General features: G+C 42.5%; 20 protein-coding genes and 4 pseudogenes. 13 read left to right on the forward strand and 11 right to left on the reverse strand.

Annotation, left to right across the window (positions count from 1 at the left end):
• Positions 1-23 precede the first annotated feature (23 nt).
• From ACMAZD_RS08790 to ttcA, 4 genes are all read left to right on the forward strand, one after another.
• A complete protein-coding gene (locus ACMAZD_RS08790) occupies positions 24-875 on the forward strand; it encodes a hypothetical protein (RefSeq protein WP_435246949.1) in 852 nt (283 codons plus the stop codon).
• Positions 868-1,716, forward strand: coding sequence for a glucosaminidase domain-containing protein (locus ACMAZD_RS08795; protein WP_435246950.1), 849 nt, complete (start codon positions 868-870; stop codon positions 1,714-1,716). Before ACMAZD_RS08790 ends, ACMAZD_RS08795 begins: the two co-directional genes overlap by 8 nt.
• Before the next feature lie 123 nt (positions 1,717-1,839).
• Positions 1,840-2,490 (forward strand): DUF2987 domain-containing protein, encoded by a 651-nt coding sequence (locus tag ACMAZD_RS08800; RefSeq protein WP_435246951.1) that lies wholly within the window; start codon positions 1,840-1,842, stop codon positions 2,488-2,490.
• A 375-nt stretch (positions 2,491-2,865) separates the two neighbouring features.
• Positions 2,866-3,759: a tRNA 2-thiocytidine(32) synthetase TtcA gene (gene ttcA / locus ACMAZD_RS08805; RefSeq protein WP_029223700.1), complete on the forward strand. Its 894-nt coding sequence runs from the start codon at positions 2,866-2,868 to the stop codon at positions 3,757-3,759.
• A 179-nt stretch (positions 3,760-3,938) separates the two neighbouring features.
• Here ttcA and uspE read toward each other — a convergent pair whose 3' ends face one another.
• The 10 genes from uspE to ccoN all read right to left on the reverse strand — a co-directional run bounded on the left by uspE (position 3,939) and on the right by ccoN (position 12,956).
• Positions 3,939-4,889: a universal stress protein UspE gene (gene uspE / locus ACMAZD_RS08810; RefSeq protein ID WP_435246952.1), complete on the reverse strand. Its 951-nt coding sequence runs from the start codon at positions 4,887-4,889 to the stop codon at positions 3,939-3,941.
• 132 nt (positions 4,890-5,021) lie between these two features.
• Positions 5,022-5,768 carry an FNR family transcription factor gene (locus ACMAZD_RS08815; protein WP_004733691.1) on the reverse strand — a complete coding sequence of 249 codons (747 nt, stop codon included), beginning with the start codon at positions 5,766-5,768 and terminating at the stop codon, positions 5,022-5,024.
• 86 nt (positions 5,769-5,854) lie between these two features.
• Entirely contained in the window at positions 5,855-6,529 is a 675-nt protein-coding gene (locus ACMAZD_RS08820) for a sulfite exporter TauE/SafE family protein (protein ID WP_435249351.1), read from the reverse strand.
• Complete coding sequence (gene ccoS, locus ACMAZD_RS08825; protein WP_435246953.1) at positions 6,519-6,767, reverse strand: cbb3-type cytochrome oxidase assembly protein CcoS; 249 nt, start codon at positions 6,765-6,767, stop codon at positions 6,519-6,521. Before ccoS ends, ACMAZD_RS08820 begins: the two co-directional genes overlap by 11 nt.
• The gene (locus ACMAZD_RS08830) at positions 6,767-9,139 is read right to left on the reverse strand and encodes a heavy metal translocating P-type ATPase (RefSeq protein ID WP_435246954.1); all 2,373 of its coding nucleotides are present in this window, start codon (positions 9,137-9,139) and stop codon (positions 6,767-6,769) included. The genes ccoS and ACMAZD_RS08830 overlap by 1 nt, the downstream gene beginning before the upstream one ends.
• A 5-nt stretch (positions 9,140-9,144) precedes the next feature.
• Complete coding sequence (locus tag ACMAZD_RS08835) at positions 9,145-9,624, reverse strand: FixH family protein (RefSeq protein WP_435246955.1); 480 nt, start codon at positions 9,622-9,624, stop codon at positions 9,145-9,147.
• A 106-nt stretch (positions 9,625-9,730) separates the two neighbouring features.
• Positions 9,731-10,705, reverse strand: coding sequence for a cytochrome-c oxidase, cbb3-type subunit III (gene ccoP / locus ACMAZD_RS08840; protein WP_435246956.1), 975 nt, complete (start codon positions 10,703-10,705; stop codon positions 9,731-9,733).
• Positions 10,705-10,881 carry a CcoQ/FixQ family Cbb3-type cytochrome c oxidase assembly chaperone gene (locus ACMAZD_RS08845; protein WP_017108018.1) on the reverse strand — a complete coding sequence of 59 codons (177 nt, stop codon included), beginning with the start codon at positions 10,879-10,881 and terminating at the stop codon, positions 10,705-10,707. The genes ccoP and ACMAZD_RS08845 overlap by 1 nt, the downstream gene beginning before the upstream one ends.
• A gap of 9 nt (positions 10,882-10,890) precedes the next feature.
• Positions 10,891-11,511, reverse strand: a complete 621-nt coding sequence (gene ccoO, locus ACMAZD_RS08850) for a cytochrome-c oxidase, cbb3-type subunit II (RefSeq protein WP_017108017.1) — start codon at positions 11,509-11,511, stop codon at positions 10,891-10,893.
• An 11-nt stretch (positions 11,512-11,522) separates the two neighbouring features.
• Positions 11,523-12,956, reverse strand: coding sequence for a cytochrome-c oxidase, cbb3-type subunit I (gene ccoN / locus ACMAZD_RS08855; RefSeq protein ID WP_435246957.1), 1,434 nt, complete (start codon positions 12,954-12,956; stop codon positions 11,523-11,525).
• 252 nt (positions 12,957-13,208) lie between these two features.
• Here ccoN and ACMAZD_RS08860 point away from each other — a divergent pair, with 252 nt between their 5' ends.
• From ACMAZD_RS08860 to ACMAZD_RS08890, 7 genes and pseudogenes are all read left to right on the forward strand, one after another.
• Positions 13,209-13,574, forward strand: coding sequence for a hypothetical protein (locus tag ACMAZD_RS08860; RefSeq protein ID WP_435246958.1), 366 nt, complete (start codon positions 13,209-13,211; stop codon positions 13,572-13,574).
• 115 nt (positions 13,575-13,689) lie between these two features.
• A pseudogene (locus ACMAZD_RS08865) lies at positions 13,690-14,400 on the forward strand (FIST N-terminal domain-containing protein); the annotation flags it as partial.
• A gap of 46 nt (positions 14,401-14,446) precedes the next feature.
• Complete coding sequence (gene tnpA / locus ACMAZD_RS08870; RefSeq protein ID WP_140150538.1) at positions 14,447-14,875, forward strand: IS200/IS605 family transposase; 429 nt, start codon at positions 14,447-14,449, stop codon at positions 14,873-14,875.
• A gap of 29 nt (positions 14,876-14,904) precedes the next feature.
• Positions 14,905-15,405 (forward strand): annotated as a pseudogene (locus ACMAZD_RS08875) (FIST C-terminal domain-containing protein); the annotation flags it as partial.
• Positions 15,405-17,141: pseudogene (locus ACMAZD_RS08880) on the forward strand (ATP-binding protein). The pseudogenes ACMAZD_RS08875 and ACMAZD_RS08880, both read left to right, overlap by 1 nt.
• 300 nt (positions 17,142-17,441) lie before the next feature.
• The gene (locus tag ACMAZD_RS08885) at positions 17,442-18,791 is read left to right on the forward strand and encodes an ISNCY family transposase (RefSeq protein ID WP_435249352.1); all 1,350 of its coding nucleotides are present in this window, start codon (positions 17,442-17,444) and stop codon (positions 18,789-18,791) included.
• Positions 18,792-19,227: 436 nt separating this feature from the next.
• Positions 19,228-19,440: a hypothetical protein gene (locus tag ACMAZD_RS08890; protein WP_435246959.1), complete on the forward strand. Its 213-nt coding sequence runs from the start codon at positions 19,228-19,230 to the stop codon at positions 19,438-19,440.
• Here the strand turns inward: ACMAZD_RS08890 and ACMAZD_RS08895 are convergent.
• A pseudogene (locus tag ACMAZD_RS08895) lies at positions 19,394-19,596 on the reverse strand (M15 family metallopeptidase); the annotation flags it as partial. The gene ACMAZD_RS08890 and the pseudogene ACMAZD_RS08895 sit on opposite strands and share 47 nt — an antisense overlap.
• 263 nt (positions 19,597-19,859) lie before the next feature.
• Between ACMAZD_RS08895 and ACMAZD_RS08900 the strand changes: the two are divergent.
• Both ACMAZD_RS08900 and ACMAZD_RS08905 read left to right on the forward strand, forming a co-directional pair.
• Positions 19,860-20,534 carry a hypothetical protein gene (locus tag ACMAZD_RS08900; protein WP_435246960.1) on the forward strand — a complete coding sequence of 225 codons (675 nt, stop codon included), beginning with the start codon at positions 19,860-19,862 and terminating at the stop codon, positions 20,532-20,534.
• A 412-nt stretch (positions 20,535-20,946) separates the two neighbouring features.
• The gene (locus tag ACMAZD_RS08905) at positions 20,947-21,549 is read left to right on the forward strand and encodes a DUF2971 domain-containing protein (RefSeq protein ID WP_435246961.1); all 603 of its coding nucleotides are present in this window, start codon (positions 20,947-20,949) and stop codon (positions 21,547-21,549) included.
• Positions 21,550-21,585: the final 36 nt, after the last annotated feature.

Here is a 21,585-nt window from a genome sequence, read left to right on the forward strand (position 1 = left end):
ATTGAGCACACCTAGGTATCAATATGAATAACGACATCGAAAAAGATTTTAATTTGGGCGGTAGTATCGACCGTGCACTTTCCGGCGATTATGAGCTCAAAGCAACGGCTGTATTCCAAGAAGCATGGAAACATACGGTAAGCCACTTTCTTTCGTTTTCTCCTGCGATCGTTGCATTGATGTTCGTGCAACTGGCTATTTTTTATATCGCATTGAAATTACAGCTTGGTGATCCAGCAGTTATCTTAGATGCCGTTATCGACCCTGAGGCATTTACGCCACAGATCGTTGAATCTATTTTCATTGCTAACTTTAGCTATGAAGTGGTGAGTGCACCTATCTATGCGGGCATTAGCCTAATGGCAATGAGCCACGCCGCCGGTTTGCACACCAAGACTTGTCATATTAGTAAAGGCCTACAATTTACCGTACCGGTTATCTTGGTGACTTTGTTCAGCTTAATGCTGCAAGGTATTGCGGGAATGCTGTTACCGTTTCTGTCTATCTACTTTTCACTGGCTTTCAGTCATTCAATCCTATTGATTTGTGATAAGAAAGTTCCACCAATGCAATCACTGTTGCTTTCACTACGAGCGGTAAACAAGAAAATCTTCACCGTTGCGTCTATTTATCTAGCGGTAATGCTGATGTTTATCGTTGCGGCGATGATGTACGGCATTGGCTTGATCTTCGTTCTACCATTCTTCTTCCACGTGAAAGGCATTCTTTACCGCGAAATGTTTGGCATTAAGTTAAAGGTTATTGCGTCAGATCGACCAAATAGTGATGACGATAATAACGACAGCAGCAATGGCGGCGATAATAACAGTAACGATGGTAACAAAAACAAAAATCCTCAGGTGTTCGATGCGTAATAACGTCAAAGGCAGCGCAAGTAAATCTCTTGCGCTAAAGGTAACAGCACTGGCGATCGTGGGTTCTATTTCACTGGTTGGCCCGTACATTTATCAAGAAGAAGAGCTCCGACGCTCGACAGACCAAAGTTTAAATACATCAAGTGAGTTTGGTGATTTGACCGTGGCTTCAGATCGACCAAATTTTGCTGCTATTGAAGATGTGAACGAGAAAAAAGAGACCTTCTTCTCTTACCTCAGTCCCAGCATCAACATCGAAAATAAGCGAGTTACCAAAGAGCGTGCGTTTTTAACCAAGATATCTGAATCAGGTATTACGAACGTTGATTCGGAAGATGTGTCGTATGCAAAAAGGCTAGGGAAGCTGTACAGCTTGCCAGTACCACCTTCAGGGTTAGATCAAGCTTGGCTTACGGAAATGCTTAGTCGCGTTAACGTCCTGCCAAAGGCGCTTGTATTGACTCAAGCGGCTAACGAGTCAGCTTGGGGTACATCGCGCTTCGCAACCAAAGCCAACAACTATTTTGGACACTGGTGTTACACCAAAGGTTGTGGTCTGGTTCCACGACAACGTAACGAAGGCAGCTCGCATGAAGTAGCTACATTCTCTTCAAGCCAAGAATCCGTTCATCGTTACTTCATGAACCTAAACCGTAATCGTGCTTATGCCGATTTAAGAGCGATTCGAGCAAAACTGGATGCACAGGGCGACAATTTGCTAACAACAGCATCTGCGACAGAGCTCACCAACGGCTTGCTAAAATATTCTGAGCGAGGTTCAGACTATGTGACTGATTTACAAGCCATGATTCGTCACAACGAGGTATACTGGCAAAAGTAACTCGATTTGGTCTCAGTTTGGTTAACCTCGAAAGTAAGTTATTATCCAAACGACATCACACAAAGAGCAGCTAATGGCTGCTTTTTTTAATTATGAACGCTCTACTTCGAAAAGATTATAATAATGAAAAAGACAGTACTCGCTCTATTAGCCTCACTCAGTCTTGGGGTCTCTCTTCCAGCTTCGGCTCAAGAATACATGTTCACGTATTCCAAGCTCTACACACAGCTTAAAAACAACACCAAAGAAGGGCATGCTGATGTCAAAGTTGCGGTCTTCTTTGTGGATCAACAAGCTCAAACAATCTGTCACATCAGCAAAGCGTGGATGGAAAAAGAAGAGCACTACGAAGAGCTAAAAGTCTCTCCAGCTAATGAATTGCTTCTACCTGTCGATCAAAACCTGCGTTCAGCTAATCCTCTTATCTTTGTACAAACACAAGAACAAGAGTGTGCGTATTCGCTGGTTGTAATGACTCAGGAACCTTTGGCTGGAACGGTTGATGTTGCACAGCTAGAAAGCCTGTTACCACAGATGCAAGCGATGCTAGAAGACGTAAGCGGCATGTTCTCTAGTTGGTTCACACCCGATATCCAAGGCTTAACGTTAGAGTTTGATAATAAGCTTGAAGGCAACATTACGCTGTCCAACGGTAAGCAAATCCCAATTGAAGAAGGGCGTGCGAAATTCACGCTGGCCGAGCTCAATGGAAGTGACAGCATCACATTACCAGAAGCCACTGTTCGTGTTTTGCCTTACATCCCAGCACAATAACGGAATAACGGAATAACGGAATAACGGAATAACGGTCAATCTGAAGCTCTTTATTTCGCTATAGCTTAAGATCTTACTAAACCGCCGGTTCTTCTCTGAACAGGCGGTTTTTATTTATAGTCTTCAATCTAAAACCTATGTTCTTGCCAAATCACATATCCAAATAGCCTTTCATCATTGATTTTTACCTATTATTATGATGTGTTTTCTCACCATTAGAGGACAGATCGCATGATATGACAGAATCTTTCTCCTGCTCAGCTTGTTTATCCTACCGTTACGGTTTCAACCTGAAATAAAAATCCGTATAATCCACGCCCTAAAACAGTCCCACTAGCAATCTACAGTCGATAACACGACGGTGTGAGAGTCGCAATGAACCAAAACGAAAATAAAAAAGATACACTTGAATTCAACAAGCTTCAGAAACTTCTAAGAAGAAATGTTGGGAATGCCATCGTAGACTACAACATGATCGAAGAAAATGACGTAGTAATGGCGTGCATTAGTGGCGGTAAAGATTCATTTGCGATGCTAGATATTTTGCTACGTTTACGTGAAGCAGCACCCATCAAATTTGATGTTGTTGCCGTAAACCTAGACCAAAAACAACCGGGCTTCCCTGAGCATATCCTTCCTGAGTACTTTGAAACTCTGAACATTCCTTACTACATCGTAGATAAAGATACGTACTCAGTGGTAAAAGAGAAAGTGCCAGAAGGTAAGACGACGTGTGGCCTTTGTTCACGTCTACGTCGCGGTACTTTGTACTCATTTGCTGAAAAGATTGGCGCAACGAAGATTGCTCTTGGTCACCACCTAGACGACATTGTTGAGACTATGTTCCTGAACATGTTCCACGGTGCTCGCCTTAAGGCTATGCCACCTAAGCTTCGCTCTGACGATGGTCGTAACGTAGTAATCCGTCCTCTGACTTACTGTCGCGAAACAGATCTAATCAAATACGCAGAGCATAAAGAGTTTCCGATCATTCCGTGTAACCTGTGTGGTTCTCAAGAAAATCTACAGCGTCAAAACATCAAAGCAATGTTAATTGATTGGGACAAACAGACTCCAGGACGTGTTGAGAAGGTTTTCAAGTCAATTCAGAATGTGAGCCCAAGCCAATTGGCAGATCGTGAGTTGTTTGATTTCATTAACTTACCGTTAGACCGTACTGAAGAACGCAAAGCCTACGAATTCGAAGAAGCTGAAATTTCGTCATCAAACATCGATGAGTCTTTGTACATCGACGTAACCAACGTTTAAGCCTTATTCGTCATAGAATTGCTATAACGTACAGATAAATGAAAACGCCTCAAGCAATGTTTGAGGCGTTTTTTTGTGAGTTAACTATGCCAATTGAAGTACATTTTCGGATTACCTTTTCCGGCACTTAGCCTTTCTATCCGTTTAACCTTTTAACTCACCTAAATTTTCTAGCAGGCTTAACCTTTAGCAATATTAGGGTCGAGAGGGCTCACATAACCAGACGGCTTAAGAGCCAGAACGTCACAATTAATCTTATCGATAACGTGCTCTGCAGTATTACCAATAAATACAGCTGACAAACCAGTACGGCCTGTGGTTCCTAAGATCACCATAGCGGCGCTGTTTTCAGACGCTACTCGTGGAATCACATCTTCTGGTAAACCTTGCTCAACGACCGTTTGATCTTCACACATACCATGCTTTTGACGCAGAGCTTTCATTGCCGTTAAATGATGACCTCGAACGGCGTCAGTGTAAGACGTAGGGTCGAACTCTGGCAGCTCAATGGTGATATTCGCTGGAGTTACAGGATAAGCGTTCACCAAGAAAGGTTCAGCATCCAAACGACCCGTAATCTCAAGCAGTCTATCAACCATTGTATCATTCAGCTCGATGTGAGCATCTGTTTCAGAGCCAACGTGTACCGAAGCAAAAATCTTCGCATTATCAGGCCAGAAATGATTTTTAACTAAGAGCACGGGACTAGGGCACTTTCTCAACAGATGCCAGTCTGTAGGAGTGAAAATCACAGACTCTAAGGTATCGTGCTTACGCGTACCTTTAATTAGGATCTCATGCCCACCGCTGTATACTTCAGCGATGATCGCTTCGTAAGGACGGTTATGCCAAACCACTTGAACGTTAAATTCAATAGAATCATCAAGGTAAGGTTCTGCGACTTTATTCATCCAAATTTCGCGTTGATGAATCACGCCTTTGCGCATTGCGTCTCTTTCATCAATAGAGAGCATTGATGTCATCTCATACGAGAAATCGTAAATCGACAAAAAGAAAGTGATGTGGCTTGTTGAGGTGCTTTTCTTTGCAAGTTGGATAGCACGAACTAGAGCAGGTTGCTCATCGTGATTAATGTCTGCGACAACTAAAATTTTGTTATAAATACTCATAACTAAGCCTACTTTTCAGACCGAACATATAAATAATGTAGCGTAGTTATGGAGAAATTAAGAGAAATATAAGAGGTTTTAAGGGAGAAACATGATGTAGCTCATTATTGAACTACATCATTGATATCTAAATTATTCTTTTGAAACGCCAGCAAGTTCCATCAGAGCATCGTGATCTTCGATAGTGATGTATTTGCCTTTAACGCTCAATATGTCAGCTTTCTGGAAACGACCTAATAAACGGCTGATTGTTTCAACAGTCAAACCAAGGTAGTTACCAATATCGCCACGAGTCATCGTTAAGCGGAACTCTCTTGGACTAAAGCCACGTTGAGAGAAGCGAGTAGAAAGGTTGTAAAGGAATGCAGCAAGACGTTCTTCCGCGTTCTTTTTGGAAAGAAGCAGAATCATTTCTTGGTCACCTTTAATCTCGTTACTCATCAGACGCATAATTTGCTGACGCAATTTAGGCATTTTTCCTGATAAGTCATCAAGGATCTCGTATGGAATTTCACACACCATAGAAGTTTCAAGTGCTTGTGCGAAACTAGGGTGTTCGTCACCCGTGATCGCATCAAAGCCAACAAGATCACCCGCTAAGTGGAATGCAGTAATCTGCTCATCACCTTGCTCAGTAATCGTGTAACTCTTGATCGTTCCAGAGCGAATAGCATACAGAGATTTAAGCTCATCACCGGCTTTAAATAACTCTTGACCTTTTTGAATAGGCTTTTTTCTCTCAATGATCTGATCAAGTTGATCGAGTTCAGATTCATTCAAAGTAAATGGGATACAGAGCTGGCTAATACTACAATCCTGGCAGTGGATTGCACAGCCACCAGACTGAACACGTTTCGTCACAGGCTTTTCAGAAATCATAACAATCTTTCACTATTTGATATACGTCAATATTTTAGCATTCCTTTATCCCGTTGGGTAGTAAAAAAACCGGATTTAAAGAATGGTTATACGGTATAAATAATGAGCTGCAGTGCCATATAGCCAGTATAAAAACCGTAAATAAGGATTAGAATTGCACCTAGTTGGCGAAATAAGTCGGCTTGTTGCAGTTTTTTGAGGGAATTTGCGCTCATACCAACAGTAAGCATCGCAGGTAGCGTCCCTAAACCGAAAGCAAGCATGATACCCGCTCCGTTATACCAACTTCCCGATACCGCAGCCCACGTAAGCATAGAGTACACAAGGCCACATGGAAGCCAGCCCCAGATGAAACCAAATGGTAAAGCATGGCTAGGATGCTTTAATGGTAGAAATGATTTACCTATAGGAGATATGTAGCGCCATAGCTTCTGTCCGACTTTTTCGAAGAACAACAAGCCGAACCACCATTTACCGATGTACAAACCTAAGATGATCATAAAGACGGCAGCAAATAAGCGAAGCCAACCAAGTAAGGCATTAAAATCGCTCAACTGGCCAATCGAAGAGATCGCGCCGCCAATCACGCCACCAATTACGGCATAGCTTAGCAGTCGTCCGAGGTTATAAAGGAGGGGAATAACAGGGGAAGGTTTACTGTTGCCAATAGACAGAAGCGACGCAATACCACCGCACATTCCCATGCAATGGCCTGCGCCGATCAATCCAACAACAAAAGCGCCAATCCAATCAGGCGTCATCATTCTGCTTTTCTACATTAGATTGTGTTTTAGTCGAGCTTTGTTTCTTGTCGCTCTCTTTCGAGGCTGAAGTAGGCTTGGTATCAACGTTAATATGGTTATCTTCATCAAACAAAATGTTGTGGCCTTGACGCTCAAGGTCTTCAAACTGCTCACTCTTAACGGCCCATAGAAAGATACCGACAGCGATACACACAAGTACGATCGCAATTGGAATGAGTATGTATAAACTTTCCATTATTTACCTTGCTCTTTTAAAAGCCTTAACGAGTTAGACACAACAATAATAGAGCTAGCAGACATGCCGACAACAGCAATGTACGGAGCAACCAAACCTGCGACAGCCAATGGAAGAATAAGTAGGTTATACCCCAACGACCATGCTAAGTTCTCACGGATTATCTTACGCGTTTTAAGCGCCAATGTACGTGATTTAAGTAACCTATCGAGTTTATCGCCCAATAGCACCATATCAGCAGAGGCTTTCGCTACATCCGTACCGCCCCCCATAGCAACCGAAAGGTGTGCACCCGCAAGAATAGGCGCATCGTTGATGCCATCGCCAACCATCATGGTGATGTCACTTGCGTCTCTAGAGTTGAGGTAAGCAAGCTTATCTTCTGGTTTCGCGTTAGCAACAATGTCAGTAATACCAATCTCTGCCGCAACAGGTTTCGCGTTGATCAAAGAATCGCCAGTCAGCAGCGTTGTTTTGATTCCCGCTTCTTTGAATTGCTTAATGAACTCGATACTTTCTTTACGAATCGGGTCTTCATAAGTGAACGTTGCGATATGACGACCTGCTATCGAAAAGTAAATACCGTTGCTTTCTGATGGCTGAGCTTCACCTAGAATGAACTCGCTACTACCAATCGCCACTTCTTGACCATTCCATTCGCCAGTAATACCCGAACCAATCACGTTGTTCACCGACTCGACTTCGATACCATCTGAAGTATGATTTTTGAACGCTTTAGCGATAGGGTGGTTAGCGTGTTGTTCTAAGCTCGCCGCGACTTGCAGGCATGTTTCTTTATCAAGCTCAGCAAACGTCTCGACTTTGCTGATACGAATATCACCTTCAGTGAGCGTGCCCGTCTTATCGATGATTAAGTGGTTCACTTTACATAAGGTTTCAAATACGTGGCCTTTGCGAAGCAAAATACCAAAGTTACCCATGCGAGATGTTGAACACGTAATCGCAGTCGGTGTCGCGAGAGACAGAGCGCAAGGGCAGGTCGCCACTAATACTGAAAGCATGATCCAGAAAGCGTCTTCTGGTCGTGTTTGGTGCCAGTAGAACCAAGTCCCGAATGAAATGATTAAGATAACCGCGACAAAGTATCGCGCTACTACATCGGCGATTTCAGCAATTCTAGGCTTAGAAAGCTGAGCTTCATCTTGAAGACGAACGATATTAGAAATCACTGAATCCGCTTTAGAGGTCATTACTTCCAATTCAAACGATTCATCACCATTGAGTGTGCCAGCAAAAACCGTATCACCTTCGTTCTTAACGACATGGATCGATTCGCCAGTCAGCATGGATTCATCAATGTGGATTCTGCCAGACAGTACTTTGCCGTCAGCAGGAATATGTTCACCTGGAAGAACGCGTATCTGATCGCCAACCTTCAAGGTTTTTACCGGAACTTGCTCGCCGTCTAACGTTGTTGCCATTGCAGGAACTAACTTAAGCAGGTTACCACTCGCAGCTGCTGCCTTACGACGGGCTCTCATCTCTAAGAAACGCCCTAGAAGCAAGAAGAAGGTAAACATCGAGATAGATTCAAAGAACACTTCGCCTTGTTCTGTCACTGTTGCCACTAAACTCGCAACATAGGCAAACAACAGAGCGATCGACACAGGAACATCCATGCCCAAAGTTCGACCTTTGATATTACGCCATGCGTTAATATAGAACGGTAACGCAGAGTAGAGCAGTACAGGCGTTGCGAATATCAAACTTACCCAACGAAAGTAACTTTTGAACTCAGGCTCAAGACTACCAAAAACTTCGAGATAAAGCGCCACAGCTAACATCATAACTTGCATGGTCGCTAAACCAGCCACACCAAGACGATAGAGATAATTCTTCATCGAACGATGATAGGCGGCTTCTTGTTGGTCAGGCTCGAATGGTGCAGCTTTGTAACCTAACCTATGAATCGCGGATAGCAACTCACTCAGTTTGGCCTGAGTGTTATCCCAGCTAAGCAGGGCACGGTTAGTCGTGGTATTAACACGAATACTAACAACGCCAAGCTTTGATGATACTTGCTTCTCAATGAGCCACGCACAGGCAGCACAAGAGACGCCCTCTAGTGACAATGTCACTTCAGAGGTATTTTCAGAGTTACGAATGAACTCCAATTGTACATCTTCATTGTCATAATGACTCAGTGCGAGAAGCTGCTCTGGCACAAGATCTGCTTTTTCAGCAGGAGCAGTACGGTATTGGTAATAAGAGACCAAACCACTATCTATGATTGTCTGGGCTACGGTTTCGCAACCCGGACAACACATTGGTCGAACCGCCCCTAAGATTTCTACTTTAAAATCCGTTTCCGCTGGTACATCTTCACCGCAGTGATAACAGGATTCACACATAAGCTTTAATTCGTTAGTTGAGTAGGAGTATCAATAGGGAAGTTCATGCGACCTTGCACTAACCATTCAGAATCATGCGGAGAAAGCTCGATAAACCATGGGCCTTGCATTTCATGGTCCAGAGTCAACGTGTAGTTACCGCTCGCATCAGCCGTCAGTAGCTGAGTAAAATCACGGTCAGGCAACGTTCGGTGTGCGAACATTGCGTTAATAGCAGGGAAGTGGTCAAGCTTGCCTTTGTTTAGAGTAATGATAACCGAATTACCTTTCTCCTTAACTGAAGCTGATAGGCCAAGCTTTTTAGCAATGTTGACTTTTGAAATGTCGACATTAATGCCTTTTCCTTTTTTATAGTAATCTTCACTTACAAGGTGAACTGAATGGTTGGTCAGTATCGCAACTCGAACCAACGTTAGCATAGAAATACCAACGGTTAGAAAGAGCAAAAACCACGGCCAAAACTGCTTATACCAAGGCTGAACCATATTATTATTCTCAATATATACAATGAAATAAAACTTTTTTACAAACACTTAGGGTTTTAACTGTAAAAGAAAGACAGCCCCTTCAGAAGGGGCTGTTATTATTATGTTACTCTTTATCTGAGTTACTGAGGCTCCACACGTAGGATGCAACTAGCTGTACTTTGTCTTCGCCTAGAATGTCTTTCCAAGCAGGCATTACGCCAGAACGTCCGTACATAACTGTTTCAGTTACATCTGCGCGAGAATCGCCAAACAACCAATCGCGGTCAGTCAGGTCAGGGGCGCCAACAGCAGGGTTACCCTTACCATCAGTACCGTGACACGCTGCACACACTACAAAGCGAGCTTTACCAGCTTCTGCTTCACGTGCATTCACGCTACGACCAGAAAGGCTAAGAGTGTAGCTAACTACTTCTTTAACGCCTTGCTCGCCTAGTGCGTCTTTCCACGCTGGCATTTGACCGACACGACCATGCATGATGGTAGTAACGATAGCTTGTGGTTCACCGCCATATAGCCATGCATCGTCAGTCAAGTTGGGGAAGCCCTTTTGACCACGAGCATCAGAACCATGACACTGAGAACAGTTTTGTAGGAACAAACGTTGACCCACTTTGATTGCTTCAGCGTCAGAAGCGATGTCAGGAACAGAACGTAGACCGTTCTCATCATGAGCTAGCTTCTTGAATGCTTCGCCAAAATAAGTGTTCGCGTCATCAAGTTCTTTTGCGTACTCATCTAACTGTTTGTTAGCTTGAGCTGCAGCGATTGCAGAGCGAGACTCTTCTACGCTACGAACCGTTTGGTTTGAACTCGTCCAACCTAATAGACCTTTAAAGTTGCCAAGGCCTGGGTATAGAGCAAGATAAACAGCTGCAAACATAATTGTGCTTACGAAAAGGTATGTCCACCATTTAGGTAGTGGGTTATTAAGCTCTCGAATACCATCGTATTCGTGGCCCATATCATGACCTGGTTCTACGCCTGTTTTATCTTTAAAACACCAACGAAGTAAGGCCGCACAACCAATTAGGGTACCAATCGTAATCGCACTAACCCAGATACTCCAGAATGTACTCATTACTTTGTCACTCCTTGATTTTTAGAACTTGTTGCCGGCTCGTCGTCTGCAAACACTAGGTTCGCATCTTCGTCGAAACGTGTTTTACGATTCTTGCCGTATGCCCACCAAACGATGCCGATGAAACAAGCAAAAACAGTAACAGTCCAAACACTTTGAAATGTAATAATGTCCATAATTATTCCTTATTTCATTGCGTGGCCAAGCGATTGAAGGTAAGCGATGATTGCATCCATCTCTGTTTTTCCTTCAACATCTTGTTTAGCGTTAGCAATCTGTTCGTCTGTGTAAGGAACACCAAATTGATTGCGGAAGAGTTCAAGCTTCTGCTTAGTCAATTTGCCATCAAGTACATTCTCAGCAAGCCATGGGAAACCAGGCATGTTTGATTCAGGAACAAGTTCGCGTGGGTCTAGAAGGTGAACACGATGCCACTCATCAGAGTAACGATCACCAACACGCGCTAGATCTGGACCAGTACGCTTAGAACCCCATAGGAACGGATGTTCCCAAACGCTTTCGCCCGCTACAGAGTAGTGGCCGTAACGTTCAGTTTCAGAGCGGAAAGGACGAATCATTTGGCTGTGACATACGTTACAACCTTCACGAATGTAAATATCACGACCTTCCATTTCCAGAGCAGAGTAAACGCGCAGGTTTTCTACAGGCTCAGTCGTCTGCTTTTGGAAAATAAGCGGAGTGATTTCTACTAAAGCACCAAAGCTGATTGCGATAACGATTAATATCGCTAGTAGACCAACGTTTTTCTCGATCAACTCATGGCGATTATTTGAACTTGAGCTCATTCTAAATCTCCTTAAGCCGGTTGAGGGATAGCTTTAAGGCTATCTTTAGGTGCAGAAACAGTTTTGTACGTGTTGTATGCCAGTAAGAACATACCAGATAGGAAGATAAGACCACCTAAGAAACGTACAAAGTAGAACGGGTAAGAAGCTTCTACAGCTTCTACAAAGCTATAAGTCAATGTACCGTCAGAGTTAACTGCACGCCACATCAGACCTTGCATCACACCAGAGATCCACATTGCAACAATGTAGAAAACGGTGCCAATCGTTGCTAACCAGAAGTGAACATTGATTAGAGATACAGAGTACATACGCTCTTGACCAAATAGTTTAGGAACTAAGTGGTAAACCGAACCAATTGAAACCATTGCAACCCAACCTAACGCACCAGAGTGAACGTGACCGATAGTCCAGTCCGTGTAGTGAGATAGAGCATTAACCGTTTTGATTGCCATCATCGGACCTTCAAAAGTCGACATGCCGTAGAATGATAGAGAAACGATTAGGAAACGTAGGATTGGGTCGTAGCGAAGCTTATGCCACGCACCAGATAGGGTCATAATACCGTTGATCATGCCACCCCAAGAAGGAGCAAACAGAACCAAAGACATAACCATACCTAGAGACTGAGTCCAGTCTGGAAGTGCAGTGTAGTGTAGGTGGTGAGGACCAGCCCAGATATACAGAGACACAAGAGCCCAGAAGTGAACAATCGACAAACGGTAAGAGTAAACAGGGCGACCAGCTTGTTTAGGAACGAAGTAATACATCATACCTAGGAAACCAGCAGTCAATAGGAAGCCTACCGCATTATGTCCGTACCACCATTGCACCATTGCATCGATAGCACCGGAGTAAATCGAGTACGATTTAAACGCAGATACTGGAACAGATAGACTATTCACTATGTGCAACACGGCAACCGTGATGATGAAGGCTCCGAAGAACCAGTTAGCTACATAAATGTGAGATGTCTTACGCTTAATCATGGTTCCGAAGAACACGACAGCATAAGCTACCCACACAAGAGTAATAGCAATATCGATTGGCCATTCAAGTTCTGCGTATTCTTTACCAGAGGTTAGACCTAAGGGTAAAGTAATTGCAGCGGACAGGATAATCGCCTGCCAACCCCAAAAGGTAAAGGCTACGAGAGGGCCACCAAAGAGACGCGTCTGACAGGTACGTTGCACAACATAATATGATGTTGCAAACAGCGCACTTGTACCGAACGCAAAAATAACCGCATTAGTATGCAGGGGACGTAAACGACTGTACGTCAACCACGGCGTATCAAAGTTTAGCTGTGGCCAAACTAATTGAGCGGCAATCAAAACACCAACGCCCATACCGACAATACCCCACAAAATGGTAACAAGGGTAAATTGACGGACGACCGTATAGTTGTAGTTTTGTTCAAGCTGCTTTTCTTGGCTCATTTGCATGCTTCCAATTTCTTATTTACTACACTTTACTTCCAACACGACTCACGTCGTAATGCCACCCAAATTAGAAAAGGAAATTCAACCTATTCAGGGCTTTATTTCCACTTGCTGATTTTGAAAAAAAGTGGCATTTTCAACGCGACACTATACTTGAATTAACAAATCAATGACAGAGTAGTAACCTTACGCTTGGTCTGGAATTGTATTTTTATTTAAAAACTTTGAACTTTGTAACAAGGAGTAAAGATTATAATGGCGGCACAAAAGCTAACAAAAGGCAGGCTTGTTCAAATTATCGTCATGTTGGTTGTTTTAATAGCGGCATTTACTTGGAGAACAGTGACATACGACCATTCTGAGACGATAAACTGTATAATTTCAAAACCTTGTCAAATGACTATTGATAAACATAATGTTTTAATTTCGGATAATAACCTAGGCTATTTAATCGAAACATCTAAAACTGGAAAATTTATCGTTAGCTATGATGGAAAGGGTATTCTTGAGAGAAATGAAGCATCAAATTGGGTGCTGAAAACGACTGATAAAGCCTCATCAATAACCATCACCTTTCCACAACAAAGTGAGACATATTTGGTCAACATTTCCAAAGAATAACAGAACGTGTAAATCACTCAGACCGCAGTTTATTGATAGAAAGATGCACTAAATCAGTAAAACTTAATGCATAAAGGTGTTATAAATAGATCATTAATAAAGTATTCAGAAATCTATGAAATTTCGATCAAAAGTCTCTTGTTCCTTAGATGATAAAATTGCAGTAGATGAGTTACTCTTTGGAGTTGAAACCCCAGAGCAGATCGCTTGTCTCATTTGCTACTGTACAGAAGAGTATTCAACACTTGCTGTGCAGCGATATTTGGTAGATGCTCTTCCGAATACTCCTATCCACGGATGTACCACTTGCCACGGCATCATGACAGAAACGGGGTTTCATTCAGGACCGGTCATTGGCGTTCTTATCATCTATGACTCTGGGATCAATGCCTATGGAACCGGCATTGAGCACTTTTCGGATTCTATAGAAGCCAGCACCTTTCGAGCTATCGACAAAGCACTTATAAATGCAAATAGAGTAGGTGAAATACCTGACTTGATCTTACTTCATTCCACTCCTGGTAATGAAGAAAAGGTGATGGCGGCTATCGATACGAAATTTGGTACAGAAGTGCCTATTATCGGTGGTAGTGCTGCTGACAATCAGGTGTCAGGAAATTGGAGCATATTCAACGAAGAATCGCTCTCTATTAATGGCGTCTCCTTGACCGTCGTATTTGCATCGCAGTCAATATATTCATCACTGAGCTCAGGGCATACGCCAACTAAATTCTCAGGCACCGTCACTAAGGTAAGAAATCGAATACTATTAGAGATCGACAATAGACCCGCGACCACCGTTTATTCTGTGGATACAGAAAACCACGGGTTTACCCGTGGATGAATGCCTTTGGAGACGGTACGATGGATAAATGCAATATTACACCTCATCCCATAGTGTCTACTACACGAAGTATCACGTAGTTTGGGTAACTAAGTACCGTCGGAAAATCCTGAATCCTGGTATGTGCAGCTACCTACGGAAGGTTATGCCAAAGTTACTGCGAAGTTTACCTGGCGTTGAGATTGAGACGATAGGCTTTGATGAAGATCATCTGCATATGATGATGCTTATCCCACCGAAATACAGTATTTCAGACGTCATGGGTAAACTAAAAAGCCAATCGTCGCACCACATGCGAAAAACGTTCAGTTGGCTAAGTAAGGTTTACTGGAAAGAGAACATTGTGTGGTCGCCAGGTTACTTTGTCAGTAGCGTAGGCGTGAATGAACAAGTTATAGCGAATTACGTTAGACACCAGGGCGAAAAGGATTCTGGTCAACTCCGCATGGAGTTGTAACAGTAAGTACCCCGTGCATGCACGGGGGTATCTACAATGAATGGACTAATTTTCATTTAGGTGGCAGTGATGATGGGTATATTTTTGAGAAATCTACCGTTTATCCATTAGGCCGAAAAGTCGGCTCTTCTTACGACTACCCATATTTCAAGTTATCGCATTCGATCAGAGAAACTGAGTGTAATGGTATCGAGTTGTTCACTGATATAAATGAAGGCGACACCATCTATTTGATGCAAGGCTCTAAACAACAACTTATCAGTCGTACCGCCAACATCATTCATTCTTCTTATTATAACGACATGGATCTTGAAGAAAAATTAGGAGCGATCAACATTTTTTGCGCAGGGCCAATGCTGCATCTAAAACAAGATATGGATGAAGTTTGCGACCAGATAAATCAGGCACTTAACGGCCTGCCATACATCTGTCCATTTACTTTTGGCGAGCAAGGAAGGCTCTTTGGTGGGGAAAACGCGCACGGAAATTTGATGGTATCCTCAGCAACGTTTTATAGGTTAAAAAAGTAATGATCTCCGAAGGTCAAGAAGCGCTGCAAGAAGCTCGTATTGAACTACAAAAACTAAAACTCCGTGAACGAAAACTCGCTGAAGAGAATAGGGTGATCTTATCAACTATCTCTGCGATCAGTAAAGCGGGTAACATTTCCGAGATATTCTCTAGCTTGGAGTTTGTCCTCAAGAAATACATTAAATTCGACGACTTTATTGTGGTATCAAGGATAGGGGATAACGGTGCTTTTAAAACCCTGTTAACCAATAACAAAGTCTTTGAACAGATCAAATGGAACGATTGCGGTAAGCTTTCGCGAGTCATCAATGGAGAATGCGCTATCCTTTTTGAACCCAAATCGTTGGGTGAATTCAACTCTTTGCATCCCATTGTTCTCGACCAAATTAACTCTGTTCTGATCACCGGTATTGATAGCGGCCTGACTCAATCCGTCATTATCTTTATCCACTCCAACACCAAACACTTCAGCATTGAAACCAAAGCTACGTTAAACCGTTTCCGTCCTCTAATTGAACGAGCGGTCTTCGATATCGAGAACAAAGAAAAACTTGAAGCTACGGTAAGAGAACGAACCGCAGAGCTCGTTAACGCAAGAAAGGAAGCAGAAGAAGCCAATAAAGCGAAATCTGAATTCCTAGCGATGATGAGTCACGAACTCAGGACACCATTGAACGCCATTATTGGACTCATTGACACACTAAAATCCACCGCGCTAACTCAAGACCAGCAGTCTATACTGCTTAATATGAGCACATCGTCTGAGCTTTTGTTGGCCATTATCAGTGACGTGTTGGATTTCTCTAAAATTGAATCTGGGTGTTTCTCGCTAGCACCTCAGTGGAACAATGTAAGAGACACTGTAACTTTTGTTTTATCCGAACAAAGAAAGGCCGGCAGACAGCAAAGGTTTAGCCTTGACGGTGACAGCCGATATCCCTGAAGATGAGCTTCATTATATCGACCAAAGTCGCTTGGCGCAGATCCTCTTTAATTTGATTGGCAATGCCATTAAGTTTACTGAGCGCGGACACGTACATGTGTCGATTAAGTATCAACAAAGCTCGTTCTATATCACGGTAGAAGACTCAGGTATTGGAATCAGCGCGCAGCAGCTTTCATCATTATTCAGTCCGTTTGTTCAGGCCGATAGCACGATTACTAGAAGGTTCGGTGGCACAGGCTTAGGATTGGCGATCACCAAACGTCTAGTTGAGTTGATGCGAGGTCGAATCTTTGTAAACAGCGAGCTAGGACAAGGCTCCAAGTTCGAAGTGCAATTGCCAGTTTCGACGAGAGTCGTCTGTGACAAAACAAGCACACAGAACGCTCTGCAGGTTCAAGAAGAACCAAGAAGTCGATACTCGGTATTGGTTGTAGAAGACAATCCAACCAATCAAATGGTCATAAAGTTAATCTTAACGCGACAAGGCCACGAGGTTTTCATCGCAAGCAACGGTGAAGAAGCCATTGGCTTTATTGAAAGAGACTGCAATTCAATAGACATTATCTTAATGGATGTGTCGATGCCGGTAATGGATGGGTTGACCACAACCAAATACATGAGAGAAGCAAACATTCAAACACCAATTGTCGCGCTAACGGCACACACATCAGTAGAAGACCGATTTTCTTGCTTAGATGTCGGGATGTCGGCATGAATGATTTCGTGACCAAGCCAGTAAGAACCAAAGAAATTACAGAAGCAATTGATAGGCTAATGCTTGAAGTCTAATAAACATATTCTAAATCGAAGATTAGGATATATGTTCATTAGGTATTTTATGGTAAATAGACTTACTGTTAAATAGGACACCGATGTAGCACCTTAATGAGAGGCAGGGCATCAAATAAAGACACTTGTATTATAAATACCATTTGCAATTTAACATAATATACATAATGCGCAGTTGGCTTGTAGGCGCAAAGTTGTAATGTCACTTTTTAGCAAAGTTAAAATGTCTCTTTTTTAGGTTCAACCGCTAACTTCATTCTTATGTGAACTTATCTAAGGAACATTGGGATGTTGGTAACTATGAGTGACAAAGACCTTTCACGATACAAAGTGATCAATGACGTTTGTGAGCGTCGCTTACGACGTTCGGATGCTGCCCAGCTCTTAAACTTGAGTGAACGCCAAGTGCAGCGTTTAATGAACCGCTTACGAGAATCCGGTGCGGCCAGTTTGGTACATGGAGCTCGCGGCAAGCCCAGTAATAATCGGATATCGAGTGATTATCGTCAGACTATCTTAACGCTTGTTCGTAAACACTATTCGGATTTTGCTCCAACGTTAGCAAGAGAAAAACTTATTGAGATCCATAACTTACCCATTTCTAATGAGACCTTACGTCAATGGATGATTGCTGATGGTCTCTGGGTGCCACATGCTCAGCGTCAACCTCGAGTGTACCAACCTCGTCATCGCAGAGACTGCCTAGGAGAACTGGTTCAGATTGATGGTTCTCACCATGATTGGTTCGAAGGCCGAAGTCCAAAATGCTGTCTGCTGGTTTTCATCGACGATGCAACTGGACGATTAATGAACCTGCGGTTTAGTGAAACGGAATCAGCCATTGACTATATGGTAACAACTCGAGAGTACTTAGAGACACACGGCAAGCCGCTTGCATTCTACAGTGACCGGCACGCAGTGTTTCATAACAGTAACAAGAATGCGGTTGAAGCTAAAAATCCTACGCAATATGGACGCATACTAAAAGAGCTTGGCATCGAATTAATCTGTGCGAACAGCTCACAAGCGAAAGGAGTAGAACGAGCGAACCTAACACTTCAAGACCGCCTCATTAAAGAGATGCGACTACAAGGCATTAACACCATCAAAGAGGCCAATGCCTGGCTTCCCTACTTCATTACGGACTTCAATCAACGCTTTGCTAAACCCGCCAATTACCCAAAAGACATGCACCGTCCTATTAGAGAAACATCCGCAGATTTGGACGATATTTTTGCATGGCAGGTCGTTCGAAAACTATCAAAGTCGTTAACCTTTCAGTACGACCAGATTGTTTATTTGGTTGAAAATATTGAAGAAAACTCCCGCTTGGTTCATGAAAACGTATTGATTTTAGAGTACCCAAACGGCGACATTAGTGTGAGATACGGACATCGAGCATTGAGATATAAAGTGTTTGATAAACTGACCAAACTTGACCAAGGTCGAGTGGTTGAAAACAAAAGACTGGGACAAGTGTTACGTTTTGCTCAGGCTAAACAGGATGAGTTTGAGGTTTCACAAAAACGTAAACGGAACAATAAAACGGCAAGCAGAACGGCTCAAAGACAGGCAATGAATGAGCAGCTACGCGCATTAAATCCAGTTTTAGAGAAGCCCGAACAATTCAAAGCAAGTAATACCAAGTAACCCACTACCCTTGATTCTTTTCTCCCAAAGGTGACATTTCTATTTGGGAGAAAAGAGGACATTTTAAAATGGGATTGACAAATATTGTAAGAACAATTTAGTAATGTCCGGTTTGAGCCATTTTAAAATGTCCTCCTAAGTTTACCTATATTGGTCTACTTGGGAGTTATCCGGATGCTTATTACTATGGGTGAAAAAGATATTTATCGATTCACGTTCTTACTGACGTACGTAAAAAACGACTACGCCAAGTTGACGCTACTATCATTTGAATCTGTCTGCGCGCGTTTTCTCTCTTGGAACTCAAAGTCTTACACACGCAGCGCGTGGGCGCCCAAGTAATCGACGCGACTCAGAACATTTCAGAATTGAAATACTGAAAATTATTCGTGAACATTACTCTGACTTCTCACCAACGTTCGCTCTGAAAAACTGAATGAACAACACAATCTATCAGCCTCGTTACCGTCGTGATTGCTTGGGTGAACTTATCCAAATTGACAGCTCCCATCATGACTGGTTTGAAGGCCGCAGTGACATTTTTTTGATTGTGCTGCTTATACGTCGCTACGCCACCGGTCAAAAATTCAGTAACGTGCTAATCATAGGTACACCAAACGATTCAATTCAACGTGTGGACCATCGCTAAGGTTTTTCCAGTCACCACACCAAATAATGGAGACTTCAAGCTCCCTAGCCGCTTGTTTAAGGCTTTGCTGATGGCTTCGTAATACTTTAAGTCCCACGTCTCCTTACTGTTTTCATCGTAAGCCATGAAATCAATCGCATGGCCGGATTGATGGCGGCACGTAGCCCTTCAGGGACAGAGAACGACTTCGGCTGCCTGAAAAGAACAATTTTTGAAATGGGCGTTACATAGCCCATCAATCACAAAGCAAACTTGAGAAAGTCACATACAGAGTGATATCAAAACCACAGCCTCTCGACTTAAGAAACTAATCAATATTACCAATTAAGCAGTCAAAATAACCATTTTAAATCAAGGATATAAAAATAGTTGCAAGTTTAATTTATACTCCGCCGCTGTATTAAATTGGAGCCCATACTTTGCAAACAAACAATGACCAAAAGCAAGCACTTATCTTATGCGCACTACTAACCATTGGATCTACTTTCTTTAATGTCGACGTAATGGTGACGAGCGTTGGTGAGCAAGTCATCTCATTCGTTTCTACGTTTATCACATACGTTGTCATTATTTGTTTGTTGTTAAGATTCACTAATGTAGACGTTATCAGTTCTCATTATCGAATCTTGATTGGTGTTAGTTTTATTGGCATGACGATCTTAGAGAATGTTTACCTGGTCATCCTGTACAGTGACCAAATATATATTACGGAGTACTACGTTATCTTTTGTATCGAACTCGTTCTAAGTCTCTACGTTACGAACGTCATAATTAATGTACCCAATATACTTGGTTATTTGGGAAGGCTCTCTCTACTCGATTCATTGCAGACGAGGAGAAAAGGAAGACGAGATTCAAAAGCTGAAGCAACTCGGGTATATAAAAAGCTCTATCCAATATTGGAGCTCCTTCTTGACCAAGGCTATAGTTTTGATTCACTGGAAGTTAAAGGTATTGTTAAAGTGTTAGGCGACTTGCCAGCATTAGGAAAGAAGCGAGAGAACTTCGCTAAATCTTATCTCAGAGATGAATTTACATTGCGTAAGTTACCGCGTGATCCTTCACCCTTTGAAGGGCGAACGCTGTGGCATTAATATCTTCAGAAATGACATAGATATCCATACCATTTATCGGCAAGCGCGCGCCAAATATCGCATCAATAATTGTGTTAACCCAAGCTGTTTATCTTACCGCTTCTAATTACTCTGAAGTACATCCTTATACCTCTTTGAGTTCGCTTGCAACCTAAGGCTTTCCTCTTCAATTCTGAATTGTTCAAAACTAAAACGTTACGTTGTCTCTTATCCTTAATAACACTTCTCCAACCAAATTAGGTCCACACAAAATAAACCACTTAAACAGGCTACTATTTCGTGTTTAAATTTTGATCTATCAAGCAATTATCTTAACCAATAAGGTGACTAAGCAATCAAATGCAATGCACTCATACTGTATTTGTATAGTAAAATGTTAGTATCTGGCAATGTTGTAAAATAGGTGTTTGATATGTTGCCTAAACTTTATAAGTTCAGAACGCTTCATGATAGAAACATACAGTCTATCTCTGAGTGTTCATTGTGGTTTGATTACGCTAAAACCTTTAACAACCCTTTTGAATCGAACCACATATTTGACCCAACCCTTCAGAACGAGTTCAAGGTGATGTGCTTCTCCCAATCGAGTGACCACCCTATACTTTGGTCTCAGTACGGCGATAGCTTCAAAGGTATGTGTATTGAATACGACCTCAATCATTATGATGGAGAAGCAAACCTCAACTGTTTTAAAGTGCAATATGAAGATGACCCGACTCGATTTAGTTTGCGGTCTACACTGAATTTACAAGGATCGGATTTGAGCACCGCACTATTCAAAATTAAGCATTCGAATTGGCGGTATGAAAAAGAATATCGATGGGTTCTACATGATGAGGAGCTCATTGGGAATAAGCTTTACGTCAATAAAGAGTGCTTAAGCGCTGTCATCCTTTCAGAGCATGCTCCTCCAGATCGAAAGCTAAAAGTCCTTATGATATGTCAGAGCCTTGGAATACCGGTCAAACACGCAATTGCGAGGCAGAATTCCTGCACTTTTGAAGTTGTAAATTAAATCAGATAGATAGCTAATGTACGTTCTACAAACCGG

It is taken from the genome of Vibrio sp. nBUS_14 (genome assembly GCF_051201655.1).
Taxonomy (GTDB): domain Bacteria; phylum Pseudomonadota; class Gammaproteobacteria; order Enterobacterales; family Vibrionaceae; genus Vibrio.